We start from the raw sequence: 13196 nt of genomic DNA on the forward strand, positions 1-13196 counted from the left end.
ACAGCGAGTTTAGGGTCTGCTTATTTACCGACCGATTTATCGCCAAGGATACAGATCTCCGATATGGGTAAAAGTCTCGTAATTGTCGAGTCACCAGCGAAAGCGAAGACCATCAACAAGTACCTAGGCTCCGACTTCATCGTGAAGTCGAGTGTTGGGCACATTCGTGATCTTCCCGTCAGTGGCAGCGGATCCCAGTCGGATCCTAAAGAGCGTGCTAGGCAGGCGGCAGTCACTCGCAAGCTCAGCCCCGAAGACAAAATTGCGCATAAAAAACGCAAGGCTCGGGAGCAGCTGGTCGCCCGCATGGGTGTAGATCCCGATAACGATTGGAATGCGCGTTACGAAGTCCTTCCAGGAAAGGAAAAGGTCGTAAGTGAGCTAAAGCGGCTCGCTAAGAATGCTGACCATATCTATCTCGCGACGGACCTTGACCGTGAAGGGGAGGCCATTGCCTGGCACCTCAAGCAGACCATTGGTGGTGAGCCTGAAAAATACCGTCGTGTAGTGTTCAATGAGATCACCAAGCGTGCGATTCAGGAGGCCTTCGAAAACCCGGGGAGTCTGGACACGAATCAAGTAAACGCACAACAAGCACGGCGGTTTTTGGATCGTGTGGTGGGTTACATGGTATCTCCGCTCCTTTGGGCCAAGTTGGCTAGAGGGCTTTCTGCTGGTCGGGTTCAGTCCGTTGCGGTGCGCCTAATTGCAGAGCGCGAGCGGGATATTCGAGTGTTTGTTCCAGAAGAGTACTGGCAGTTATTTGCCGGTCTAGGAGCCAAAGCCAGTGCTCAACCTGTGCGCTTTGAGGTTACACGCTATAACGACAAGCCTTATCGCCCGGTTAACGAGCAGCAGAGCAATGAGCACGTAGAGCGTCTCAAGGCTGGCAGTTTTGAAGTAGCAAAGCGCGAAGACAAACCAACCAAATCCCGGCCGGGTGCGCCGTTTATCACCTCGACGTTGCAGCAAGCAGCGAGCAACCGCATGGGGTTTAGTGTTAAGAAAACCATGATGCTGGCCCAGCGTCTTTACGAGGCCGGTTACATCACCTATATGCGTACTGATTCCACCAACCTGAGTCAGGATGCAATTAATAGCTGTCGCGATTACATAAAAGACCAGTTTGGTGACCGCTATCTGCCGGAAAAGCCCAAGGTATATGGCAGTAAAGAAGGCGCTCAAGAGGCTCACGAAGCCATTCGCCCGACAGAAGTGACTAGGCAGGCGTCTGCGATTAGTGGTTTGGAGAAAGATGCTGAGAAACTTTACGACCTGATCTGGCGTCAATTTGTTGCCTGTCAAATGTCTGAGGCTGAATTCCTGAGCACCTCTATCGTAGTGGCCAATGGTGGCTACGAACTGCGTACACGCGGGCGTATTATCAAGTTTGAGGGCTTCCTCAAGGTTGCTCCCCAATCGGCTAAGAAAGAAGAAGATGTGGCCTTGCCGGATATCAAGGTGGGAGAGGCCTTGAGTCTTGAGAAGCTTGAGCCTAGCCAGCACTTCACGAAACCTGCTCCTCGCTATACCGAAGCTAGTTTGGTAAAAGAGCTTGAGAAGCAGGGCATCGGCCGACCTTCGACTTACGCATCAATAATCTCGACCATTCAAGACCGGGGGTATGTCCGCCTCCAGAATCGGCGCTTCTACGCCGAGAAAATGGGTGAGATCGTTACCGACCGGCTGTGCGAGTCGTTTTCCAATCTAATGGATTTTGACTTTACCGCAAAAATGGAAGGCGATCTGGATCACATTGCAGAGGGTGATGTTGACTGGAAAAAAGTACTCAACGATTTCTATGCTCGATTCCGTCAGCAGTTGGAGTCAGCTGAGGCGGCTGATGGTGAGGGTGGCATGCGCCCGAACGATCCGACCGAAACCAGCATTCCATGCCCGACTTGCGGCCGCAATATGCAGATTCGAGTGGCGAGCACTGGCGTGTTTCTTGGGTGCTCGGGTTACTCCCTGCCTCCCAAAGAGCGTTGCAAGACAACCATTAACCTTATTTCAGGCGATGAAGTAGTCAGCGCCGATGACGACGTTGAAGGTGAGGGCGAAACCCTCTTGCTGCGCAAAAAGCGCCGTTGCCCGAAATGCTCCACGGCTATGGACAGTTATTTGGTGGATGAAACCCATAAGCTTCATGTATGTGGTAACAATCCGGACTGTTCGGGCTATGAAGTTGAAGAGGGCACCTTCCGTATAAAAGGCTACGATGGCCCGACGTTAGAGTGTGATAAGTGCGGTTCTGAGATGCAGCTGAAAACAGGCCGGTTTGGCAAGTATTTTGGGTGCATGAGTGACACCTGCAAAAACACTCGGAAGCTTTTGAAAAATGGGGAGCCTGCGCCGCCCAAAATGGACCCGGTGCCAATGCCTGAGCTCAAATGCCAGAAAGTGGATGACACCTATGTGTTGCGTGATGGTGCGTCCGGAATGTTTTTGGCGGCCAGTAAGTTCCCGAAGAACCGTGAGACCCGGCCACCTTTGGTTATGGAGATAAAGCCGCACCGGAAGGAAATTGATCCCAAACACGATTATTTGATGGAAGCTCCGGAGCGCGACCCTGAGGGCAACCCCACGGTTATCCGGTACAGCAGAAAAACGAAAGAGCAGTACGTGATGTCGGAAAAAGACGGCAAAGCTACCGGCTGGTCTGCATGGTATGTGAACGGAAAGTGGCAGCCCCGGGAAAAATAACAGCAGATATGACGATGTGGTAATTAAAAGATGAGGTCAGGGCAAAGGCTCTGACCTCATTTTTTTATTCGATGTTATTTGGACTGTCTGAACTTGCGTAGCCGCTGAATTAACGAAGAGGTATCCCAGCGCTTACCGCCCATTTCTTGAATATCCCCATAGAACTGATCAACCAAAGCCGTGACAGGCAAAGAAGCATTCACCTTGCGAGCCTCGTCCAGACAGATACCCAGATCTTTGCGCATCCAGTCCACAGCAAATCCATGGTCAAACTCACCATCGATCATGGTTTCAGAGCGGTTCTCCATCTGCCAGGACTGGGCGGCGCCCTTGGAGATCACATCTACTACCTTTTTAACATCCAGATTGGCCTGTTCGGCAAAGTGCAGAGCTTCTGATAGCCCCTGTACCAGACCTGCGATAGCAATTTGGTTCACCATTTTGGTTTTCTGGCCACTGCCTGCTGGCCCCATTAGGTTCAAAGCTCTGGCATAGTGCTGAAGTATTGGCTGGGCCTTGCCATAGTCTGCCTCCGAACCTCCGCACATAATGGTTAACTGGCCCTTTTGAGCGCCTTGCTGGCCTCCCGAGACTGGTGCGTCTATAAAACCCTTGCCCTTGCTGTTTGCAGCTTGGTCCAGTCTTTCCGCGACCCCTGCAGAAGCGGTGGTGTGGTCCACTAAAACGGCTCCCGGCTTGGCGTGGGCGAGAATGCCATTTTCACCCTCGTAAACAGCAATAAGATCCTTGTCGGCGCCGACACAGGTTATAACGAAATCAGCGCCTTTAACGGCTTCTGGGATGCTCGTGCAAGCGGTGCCCGAGTATTCTTTGGTCCACTGTAAAGATTTTTCTGGCGAGCGGTTCCATACCCGCACGGTTAGTCCGGCTTCGGCGAGGTGGCCTGCCATGGGGTATCCCATAACACCAAGGCCGATAAATGTTGCGGTTATCATTGGCTTCTCCTTAAAGGGTTGTGGGGCTTAACTTAGCACAGAGTTTGTGGGTTGCCGGAGTAAAAGAACCGCCTGCTAAAGTCATAAAAAAAGGCCGCTAAATCAGCGGCCTTCTGGTCTGCAGGGCTGTAAGGTGTTACTTCTTTGGGTAGTCTCTTGCCGGGGAGCCGGTATACAGCTGGCGCGGACGGCCTATGCGGTAATCGCCACTCACCATTTCGTTCCAGTGGGAGAACCAGCCGATGGTCCGTGACATGGCAAAAATAACTGTAAACATGGATGTCGGAATTCCGATTGCCTTCAAAATTATGCCGGAATAGAAATCCACATTCGGGTAGAGCTTGCGCTTTACGAAGTACTCGTCTTCCAAGGCAATCTGTTCCAGCCGCTGAGCAATTTTCAGCAGCGGATCATTTTCAAGGCCCAGCTCGCTCAATACTTCATGGGCGGTCTCGGCCATAACTTTGGCGCGCGGATCAAAGTTTTTGTATACCCGGTGACCAAAGCCCATCAAGCGGAAGGGGTCGTCTTTATCCTTGGCCTTCGCAATGAAGGTGTCAATGTTTGACTCGTCGCCGATTTCCGCAAGCATGTCTAGCACGGCCTCATTGGCGCCGCCGTGAGCCGGTCCCCATAGTGCAGCGATGCCAGATGCTATGCAGGCATATGGGTTGGCGCCGGAAGAGCCAGCCAAACGAACGGTGGACGTTGACGCATTTTGCTCGTGGTCGGCATGCAGGATGAAGATTTTATCCATCGCCTTGGCCAAAATCGGGTTTGGCTTGTAGGTTTCGCAGGGAACGCCAAACATCATTTGTAGAAAGTTCTCCGAGTAGGAGAGGTCGTTTCTTGGGTACACAAATGGCTGGCCGATGCTGTATTTGTAGCACCAGGCTGCAATGGTTGGCATCTTTGCGATCAGGCGGTGAGCGGTGATTTCCCGTTGATGTTCGTCTGTAACGTCCATCTGGTCGTGATAAAACGCTGAAAGCGCTCCCACAACACCACACATGATTGCCATAGGGTGCGCGTCCCGGCGGAAGCCGTGGAAGAAATTGCGCATCTGGTCGTGCAGCATGGTGTGGTTTTTGATGGTGTCATGGAACTGCTTGTTTTGTTCGGCAGTTGGCAGTTCACCTTTGAGCAGCAAGTAACAGACTTCTAGGTAGTCTGAGTGCTCAGCGAGTTGCTCGATCGGATATCCCCGGTGCAGGAGAACGCCGTTTTCACCATCTATGTACGTGATAGCAGACTCGCAGGATGCCGTAGAGACAAACCCGGGGTCGTACGTGAAAACGCCATTCTGGACTAGGCCTCGAACGTCAATAACGTCAGGGCCAACGGTGCCGGAATAAACCGGTAGCTCAATGGACTCGTCACCCACCGAGAGCGTGGCTTTCCTGTCGGTCATAGTGCTCTCCTGTTTATCAGCTTTAACAGCGCTAGCTGTCTTTATAGTTGCGCGAGAAGGCGCGTATTATCGCAAAACTGGCGGCAAAATATAGGGTGTATGCTTTTTTTGTCAATGAAAGTGTAGGTAAACCTTCTGATCTTTCCCTTGTTGTAAATCAGGGATATCACGAATGATGCGGCTTCTGGCCAAAAAAGGTATTTGTCAATACGCCTAATAGCTTGCCCTGTTACAGTACCCATGCGGTTTCAGCGAGGGTTGCGCGTTTGTAATTATACGGGCGCCTCCTTATAATCCCTAGCCCGGAATCGGGGATTCATCTTCATGGGCGCTTGAGCATAGCAAGCTACCTGTTTGGTGTTCACCCTCCTGAACCAATCGTGTGTCGATATCGTATTGAACATTCGATCCTTACATACCAACTAACCGCCTCCGGTTCGCCGGTTCTGCGGTACCAAAAGAGAGTGTGAGAGCGCTGTGAATAGCAAACGACCAGTAAATCTCGATCTCGGCAAGTTTCATTTTCCTCTGCCAGCCATTACGTCCATATTGCACCGTGTGAGCGGCATCATCATTTTTGTTGGTGTTGCCTTCATGCTATATGGGCTTCAGCTTTCCCTATCCGGGGAAGAAGGCTTCAGTCAGGTTAGTGAACTGCTGAACAGCTTCCTTGCCAAGCTGATTACCTGGGGCATCTTGTCTGCTCTACTGTATCACCTGGTGGCAGGTATCAAGCACCTGCTCATGGATATGGGTATCGGTGAAGAGCTTGAAAGCGGGCGCGCAGCCGCGAAGATCACCATCGTAGTTTCCGTTGTCCTTATTGTTCTGGCAGGAGTCTGGGTATGGGCATGAATAGTGTGACCAACATTGGTCGGAACGGTATCCAAGACTGGATCATCCAGCGGGTTTCTGCTTACGTATTAGCCTTTTATACGCTGTTTTTGCTGGGCTTTTTTGCCACAACGGATGTGGACTTCCAAATTTGGTCGGCGTTGTTTGATCAATCTTGGTTTAAGATTTTCACTCTGTTGGCGCTGCTTTCAATTGGAGCTCATGCCTGGGTCGGGCTTTGGACCGTTTCTACCGACTACATCAAGTCAGCAATGCAGCGCTTCCTGTTTCAGGCGGCATTCATTCTGGTGATTCTTGTGTATGTGGTCTGGGGTATTCAGATTATTTGGGGGCTTTGATCGATGTCTAACATTAAGACCATGTCGTACGACGCCATTGTAATCGGCGGCGGCGGTGCCGGTATGCGAGCGGCCCTGCAGTTGACCGAATCCGGTGTTAAAACCGCGTGTATTACAAAAGTATTTCCTACGCGTTCGCACACAGTGTCCGCCCAAGGTGGTATTACCTGTGCAATTGCGAGTGCTGACCCCAATGATGACTGGCGCTGGCATATGTATGACACCGTAAAGGGGTCTGATTACATTGCCGACCAAGACGCTGTCGAATATATGTGTTCTGTGGGGCCTCAGGCTGTTTTTGAGCTTGAGCATATGGGTTTGCCTTTCTCCCGTACTGAACAGGGCCGTATTTACCAGCGTCCGTTCGGTGGCCAGTCCAAAGGCCCGGATAACCCCACTCAGGCTGCTCGTACCTGCGCTGCGGCAGACCGTACCGGCCACGCGTTGCTGCACACCCTGTATCAGGCAAACCTTAAAGGTGGCACTACCTTCTTGAACGAGTGGTACGCGGTTGATTTAGTTAAGAACAGCAAGAACGAAGTTGTTGGTGTTGTTGCTATTGAAATCGAAACCGGTGAAGTGGCTTACATCAAGTCCAAAGCTACGGTTCTTGCGACCGGTGGTGCGGGTCGTATTTACGCCTCCACAACCAACGCATTGATCAATACCGGCGACGGCATTGGTATGGCTCTGCGTGCGGGCTTTCCGATGCAGGATATGGAAATGTGGCAGTTCCACCCAACGGGTATTTACGGTGCCGGAACGCTGGTAACCGAAGGTTGCCGGGGTGAGGGTGGTTACCTGATCAACTCCGAAGGGGAGCGCTTCATGGAGCGTTATGCTCCTAACGCGAAAGATCTGGCTGGTCGTGACGTTGTAGCGCGTTCCATGGTTATTGAGATTCTTGAAGGCCGTGGTTGTGGTCCAGACAAGGATCACGTGTTGCTGAAGTTGGATCATCTGGGTGAAGAAACCCTGAACCTGCGTCTGCCCGGTATCTGTGAGCTGTCTCGCACCTTTGCCCACGTTGACCCTGTTAAAGAGCCGGTTCCGGTTGTGCCTACCTGTCATTATATGATGGGCGGTGTTCCCACGAACGTCGGCGGTCAGGCATTGACTCAAGATGAGAACGGTAACGATCAACCAATCCCGGGTCTATTTGCGTGTGGTGAGGCTGCGTGCGTTTCTGTTCACGGTGCGAACCGTCTCGGTGGTAACTCGCTACTGGATCTTGTTGTTTTTGGTCGTGCGGCTGGCCTGCACATTGAAGAGCAGTTGCGCGGAGGTTTTGAGACCGACGGTGCAACCGAAGAAGATATTAAACGAGCCATGGCTCGACTAGACCGCCTGAATAGCGCTTCGGAAGGTGAAAGTGTTGCCGAGGTCCGCAAGGATCTGCAGAACTGCATGCAGCTTTACTTCGGGGTATTCCGTGATGGCAAGAGCATGGAAGAGGGCCTGAAAAAGCTGGAGGCTATTGGCGAGCGAGTGCGCAATACTAAGCTGACCGATACCAGCAATGCGTTTAATACTGCGCGCATTGAGGCTCTGGAGTTGGATAACCTGTTTGAAGTTGCGCAGGCAACGGCCATTGCGGCAAATGAGCGTAAAGAGAGCCGTGGGGCTCATGCCCGCAACGACTTCACCGAGCGTGATGACGAGAACTGGCTAAAGCACTCGCTCTACTTCCCGCTGGACAAGCGTATCGGCAAACGAGACGTTAACTTTTCGCCGAAAACTGTCGAAACCTTCCAGCCGAAAGTCCGGACTTATTAAGGGGAACGTACACTATGTTGGTAAGCCTATACCGTTATAACCCGGAAACTGACAACGCCCCTTACATGCAGGACGTCGAAGTTGAGCTTCCGGCAGGAAAAGACCTGATGGTTCTTGATGTGCTTAATCTCATCAAGGAGAAGGACTCGTCCATGGCCTACCGCCGCTCATGCCGCGAAGGTGTTTGTGGCTCTGATGGCATGAACATGAACGGCAAGAACGGCTTGGCGTGCATTACGCCTATGTCGCAAGTTGTAAAGAATGGCAAGCTGGTGCTGCGCCCACTGCCGGGCCTGCCGGTTATACGCGACTTGGTCGTAGATATGAGCCTTTTTTACAAGCAGTACGAAAAGATTATGCCGTACCTTGTAAATAATACGCCTGCGCCTGCTATTGAGCGTTTGCAGTCACCGGAAGATCGGGAAAAGCTGGATGGCTTGTACGAGTGCATTCTGTGTGCATGCTGTTCAACCTCTTGCCCGTCATTTTGGTGGAATCCTGACAAGTTTATTGGTCCTGCTGGGCTGTTGCAGGCCTACCGCTTTCTTGCGGATAGTCGCGATACAGCTCAAGCAGAGCGCCTTGCCGATTTGGATGACCCGTTCAGTGTGTTCCGTTGCAGGGGTATCATGAACTGTGTCAGCGTTTGCCCGAAGGGTCTCAACCCTACAAGGGCAATCGGCCACATCAGAAATCTTTTGTTGCATAGGGCCACTTAAGCGGCAGGATTTCAGACAGGCGCTATACTGATCTGAACAGGTTGGAACCCCGGAAGGCCTCGCATTTTTGCGGGGCCTTCAACCAAAGGCTTATAGTCAAAGGTCTTACCCGGGTGCACACTACGCAAGCCGTAGCGGGAACCCATCAGGTTTTCTTGCGGTGTTGCGGAATACAAAAATCATTGGGGAACGGAAAACATCCATGTTGGGTGTGGTGGCCACAGTCGATCCCGTAAAAACCCGTATTGACTGATAGTTACCCCTGGCCGACCATACTTGGCTCCCCCGCACCAGCCCAAGGTGAGCTATTCAAAATGCAAGAAAGCATGATGGAGCAGTTATGGCAGACGTCCCACTTGCAAGGTGGAAATCTGGCCTATGTTGAACAGCTTTTTGAAACCTACCTGACAGATCCAAATGCCGTTCCCGAAGAGTGGCGCAGTTATTTTGACAAACTTCCAAGCGTTGACGGCTATCAGGGTCGCGACGTTATTCACTCTTCGATCCGCGAGCAGTTTGAACACATTTCCCGCAATCAGCGTTTTCTCGCAAACAACGGCGTGCCTGTTAGCGCTACGTCGGATGCCGATAAAAAGCAGATCCGTGTTCTTCAGCTTATCAACGCTTATCGTTTCCGTGGTCATCAGGAAGCAAAGCTTGATCCGCTCGGTGTTTGGCAGCGTCCAAAGGTAGAAGATCTCGATTTGTCATTTCATGATTTGTCAGAATCAGATCGTGATCTGGAGTTCCAAACAGGTTCCCTGAGCTTCGGCTCGGACACCATGAAACTTGGCGATATATACGACGGACTGCGCAAGACATATTGTGGCAGCATCGGCGCCGAGTACATGCATGTAGTTGATACCCGCATCAAGCGCTGGTTTCAGCAGCGTATGGAGCCTGTTCGTTCCGAGCCCGGCTTTGAGGCAAAAACCCGAACCCATATCCTTGAGCGTCTAACGGCGGCGGAAGGTCTTGAGAAGTACCTTGGCTCCCGCTATCCGGGCGTTAAGCGTTTCGGGCTTGAAGGCGGTGAAAGCCTTATTCCGTGTATGGACGAGCTTATTCAGCGTGCCGGTCATTATGGTGCCAAGGAGATCGTTCTCGGCATGGCACACCGTGGTCGCCTCAATATTCTTGTCAACACGCTGGGCAAGAACCCCAAAGAATTGTTTGACGAATTCGAAGGTAAGCGGCTAGCCGATTCGGGTTCCGGCGATGTTAAATATCACCAAGGCTTTTCCTCCAACGTTATGACGGAGGGTGGTGAAGTGCATCTGGCGATGGCGTTTAACCCGTCTCATCTGGAAATTGTATCGCCGGTGGTAGAAGGTTCTGTGCGTGCGCGCCAGACTCGTCGTTCAGACACGGAAGGCAATCAAGTTGTTCCGGTTATTATGCACGGTGATGCGGCTTTTGCCGGTCAGGGCGTGGTAATGGAAACCTTCCAGATGTCCCAGACCCGTGGTTTCGGGGTGGGCGGCACCATTCATATCGTGATCAATAATCAGGTCGGCTTTACCACTAGCAAACAGGAAGACGCGCGTTCTACCGAGTATTGCACGGACATCGCTAAGATGGTTCAGGCTCCGATACTCCACGTTAACGCAGACGACCCGGATGCGGTTGTGTTTGTAACTCAAATGGCGATGGACTATCGCAACGAGTTTAAGGGCGATGTGGTTATCGATCTTGTTTGCTATCGCCGTCGCGGGCACAACGAGGCAGATGAGCCTGCCGCGACCCAGCCGATGATGTATCAAAAGATCCGCAAGCTGAAAACCACGCGCACCCTATACGCAGAGAAGCTTGTTGCTGCTGGCGTGGTGACCGAAGATGAAGCCAAGCAGATGGAAAACGAATACCGCGATGCGCTGGATAACGGCGAGCACGTGGTTAAGTCGCTGGTTAAAGAGCCAAATAAAGATCTCTACGTTGACTGGGCTCCGTATCTTGGTCACGCTTGGACTGCAAAGTGCAAATCCAGCGTTCCACTGAAAACCATTCAGAAGCTGGGTAAGAAACTGACTCAGGTACCTGAAGGGTTCAGTATTCAGCGTCAGGTTTCCAAGATTGTTACTGACCGTGACAAAATGACGGCTGGTGCACTCCCGATCAACTGGGGCTATGGCGAGATCATGGCTTATGCAACCTTGTTGAACGAGGGGCATCCCGTCCGGATCACGGGTCAGGATGTCGGGCGTGGTACTTTCTCACACCGCCATGCCGTTTTGCATAACCAAAAAGACGGCTCGAGACACATTGCGCTTGCGCAACTCTCCGATGATCAGCCGAAGTTTGAAATATACGACTCGCTGCTTTCTGAAATGGCGGTGATGGCGTTCGAGTACGGATACGCAACAACGGCTCCGAACGCACTGGTTATCTGGGAAGCGCAGTTTGGCGATTTTGCAAACGGTGCCCAAATGGTCATCGACCAGTTCTTGACCAGTGGGGAGCATAAGTGGGGGCGCCTGTGTGGGCTCACTCTGTTGCTGCCGCACGGCTATGAAGGGCAGGGGCCGGAGCACAGTTCTGCGCGCCTAGAACGCTTCTTGCAGCTTTCTGCAGAACACAATATTCAAGTGTGCGTGCCCACAACACCCTCGCAGGTCTTCCACATGCTGCGCCGTCAGGTGAAGCGCCCGTTGCGCAAGCCTCTGGTTGCCATCACACCAAAGAGTCTGTTGCGCCACAAGGAAGCCACTTCTGATCTGGACGACCTGACTTCAGGAACCTTCCAGACAGTGCTTCCTGAGAAAGACCTGCCGGAAGCGAAAAAAGTTACTCGAGTTATTCTTTGCAGCGGCAAGGTCTATTATGACCTTCTGGAAAAGAAGAAAACCGATGAGCGTGAAGACGTTGCGATTGTTCGTATTGAGCAACTTTATCCGTTCCCGGGTGAAGATTTGGATGAAACTTTGGCGCAGTATCCTAAACTTAAGCATGTTGTATGGTGTCAGGAAGAGCCAATGAACCAAGGTGCCTGGTATTGTAGTCAGCACCATATGCGCAATGCTTTGCAGCGCCTGAATCCTAAACTGTACCTTCAGTATGCTGGCCGTGACGCTTCCGCTGCTCCTGCAGCAGGACACATGTCAGTACATATTGAACAGCAGAAAAAACTTGTTAACGACGCGTTTGAAATCTGACGAGCTACCGAACTAAGGAACTGTAATGTCTACTGAGATTAAAGCCCCCGTATTCCCGGAGTCGGTCGCAGAGGGTACCGTCGCGACCTGGCACAAACAGCCCGGTGAAGCCTGTTCACGTGACGACCTGATTGTCGATATCGAAACCGATAAAGTGGTTCTTGAAGTTGTCGCACCTGCTGACGGCGTGATTGAAGACATCCTTAAAGGTGAAGGTGATACCGTCCAAAGCGGTGAGGTCATCGGTAAGTTTAAAGAGGGTGCCGTTGGTGATTCCGGCTCCGCCGACAAGAAAGAGACCAAGGAAAGCCAGTCCGATAAGGGCGAGGCTAAAGAAGAGCAAAGCCAAGACTCTGGTGATGCAATTCTGAGCCCGGCAGCGCGCAAGTTGGCGGAAGAGAATAATGTTGACCCGAGTTCAGTGAAGGGCACGGGTAAAGATGGTCGCGTAACCAAAGAAGATGTTCAGAATCATGTGGATGGCGCAAGCTCTTCAGGTGGTTCGTCAAAAGCGGCAGCTTCTTCTGCGATGCCAGAAGTTAACGTTTCTGCGGGTGAACGGCCAGAGAAGCGCGTACCCATGACGCGCCTGCGTGCTAGCATCGCCAAACGTCTGGTTAATGCCCAGCAAACCGCTGCCATGCTTACGACATTCAATGAGGTCGATATGGGCCCCATTATGGAGATGCGTAAGCAGTATCAGGACAGCTTTGTAAAGCGTCACGATATCAAGCTGGGGTTCATGTCTTTCTTCGCTAAAGCCGCTACCGAAGCACTCAAGCGTTTCCCAGCTGTTAACGCGTCTATCGACGGAAACGACATGGTTTACCACGGCTATCAGGATATCGGCGTGGCGGTGTCTACTGATCGCGGTCTAGTTGTTCCGGTACTTCGTGACACAGACGCAATGGGTCTGGCCGATATTGAGAAGAAAATTGTTGAGTACGGCACCAAGGCGAAAGGTGGCAAGCTTGCGATTGAAGATATGACAGGCGGTACCTTTACCATCACTAACGGTGGTATTTTTGGTTCCCTGATTTCTACGCCGATCCTGAACCCGCCCCAAACAGCGATTCTGGGTATGCATAAAATTCAAGAGCGCCCGATGGCGGTCAACGGCAAGGTGGAAATACGCCCGATGATGTACCTTGCGCTGTCTTATGACCACCGCATGGTCGATGGCAAGGAAGCGGTTCAGTTCCTTGTGGCCATCAAGGACATGCTTGAGGACCCAGCGCGTATTCTGCTGGACGTGTGAGCTGACACTTAACGAATCGGAAAACAGG

9 protein-coding genes are annotated in these 13196 nt (G+C 52.0%); 7 read left to right on the forward strand and 2 right to left on the reverse strand.

Translation table 11 applies throughout. The features are described 5' to 3' along the window. Positions 1-63 precede the first annotated feature (63 nt). A complete protein-coding gene (gene topA / locus FE845_RS10180; RefSeq protein WP_200364152.1) occupies positions 64-2703 on the forward strand; it encodes a type I DNA topoisomerase in 2640 nt (879 codons plus the stop codon). A gap of 74 nt (positions 2704-2777) precedes the next feature. Here topA and FE845_RS10185 read toward each other — a convergent pair whose 3' ends face one another. Both FE845_RS10185 and gltA read right to left on the reverse strand, forming a co-directional pair. Then, the gene (locus tag FE845_RS10185) at positions 2778-3659 is read right to left on the reverse strand and encodes an NAD(P)-dependent oxidoreductase (RefSeq protein ID WP_200364154.1); all 882 of its coding nucleotides are present in this window, start codon (positions 3657-3659) and stop codon (positions 2778-2780) included. 136 nt (positions 3660-3795) lie between these two features. Next, a complete protein-coding gene (gene gltA, locus FE845_RS10190; RefSeq protein WP_200364156.1) occupies positions 3796-5070 on the reverse strand; it encodes a citrate synthase in 1275 nt (424 codons plus the stop codon). Positions 5071-5547: 477 nt separating this feature from the next. Between gltA and sdhC the strand changes: the two genes are divergently transcribed. From sdhC to odhB, 6 genes are all read left to right on the forward strand, one after another. Beyond that, a complete protein-coding gene (sdhC, locus tag FE845_RS10195) occupies positions 5548-5925 on the forward strand; it encodes a succinate dehydrogenase, cytochrome b556 subunit (protein ID WP_200364158.1) in 378 nt (125 codons plus the stop codon). Continuing rightward, positions 5922-6263, forward strand: a complete 342-nt coding sequence (sdhD, locus tag FE845_RS10200) for a succinate dehydrogenase, hydrophobic membrane anchor protein (RefSeq protein ID WP_200364721.1) — start codon at positions 5922-5924, stop codon at positions 6261-6263. The genes sdhC and sdhD overlap by 4 nt, the downstream gene beginning before the upstream one ends. Before the next feature lie 3 nt (positions 6264-6266). Then, complete coding sequence (gene sdhA / locus FE845_RS10205; protein ID WP_200364160.1) at positions 6267-8039, forward strand: succinate dehydrogenase flavoprotein subunit; 1773 nt, start codon at positions 6267-6269, stop codon at positions 8037-8039. Positions 8040-8053: 14 nt separating this feature from the next. Next, positions 8054-8758 carry a succinate dehydrogenase iron-sulfur subunit gene (locus FE845_RS10210; RefSeq protein WP_200364163.1) on the forward strand — a complete coding sequence of 235 codons (705 nt, stop codon included), beginning with the start codon at positions 8054-8056 and terminating at the stop codon, positions 8756-8758. Positions 8759-9072: 314 nt separating this feature from the next. Then, positions 9073-11910, forward strand: coding sequence for a 2-oxoglutarate dehydrogenase E1 component (locus FE845_RS10215; RefSeq protein WP_200364165.1), 2838 nt, complete (start codon positions 9073-9075; stop codon positions 11908-11910). Positions 11911-11935: 25 nt separating this feature from the next. Next, positions 11936-13168 carry a 2-oxoglutarate dehydrogenase complex dihydrolipoyllysine-residue succinyltransferase gene (gene odhB, locus FE845_RS10220; RefSeq protein ID WP_200364167.1) on the forward strand — a complete coding sequence of 411 codons (1233 nt, stop codon included), beginning with the start codon at positions 11936-11938 and terminating at the stop codon, positions 13166-13168. Positions 13169-13196: the final 28 nt, after the last annotated feature.

This window comes from Marinobacter sp. 1-4A (genome assembly GCF_016597725.1).
Lineage (GTDB): Bacteria > Pseudomonadota > Gammaproteobacteria > Pseudomonadales > Oleiphilaceae > Marinobacter.

Coding starts and splice junctions, on each gene's coding strand:
- FE845_RS10210 (WP_200364163.1), top strand. CDS start 8,054: ATGTTGGTAAGCCTATACCGTTATAACCCGGAAACTGACAACGCCCCT.
- sdhA (WP_200364160.1), top strand. CDS start 6,267: ATGTCTAACATTAAGACCATGTCGTACGACGCCATTGTAATCGGCGGC.
- topA (WP_200364152.1), top strand. CDS start 64: ATGGGTAAAAGTCTCGTAATTGTCGAGTCACCAGCGAAAGCGAAGACC.
- FE845_RS10215 (WP_200364165.1), top strand. CDS start 9,073: ATGCAAGAAAGCATGATGGAGCAGTTATGGCAGACGTCCCACTTGCAA.
- gltA (WP_200364156.1), bottom strand. CDS start 5,070: ATGACCGACAGGAAAGCCACGCTCTCGGTGGGTGACGAGTCCATTGAG.
- FE845_RS10185 (WP_200364154.1), bottom strand. CDS start 3,659: ATGATAACCGCAACATTTATCGGCCTTGGTGTTATGGGATACCCCATG.
- odhB (WP_200364167.1), top strand. CDS start 11,936: ATGTCTACTGAGATTAAAGCCCCCGTATTCCCGGAGTCGGTCGCAGAG.
- sdhD (WP_200364721.1), top strand. CDS start 5,922: ATGAATAGTGTGACCAACATTGGTCGGAACGGTATCCAAGACTGGATC.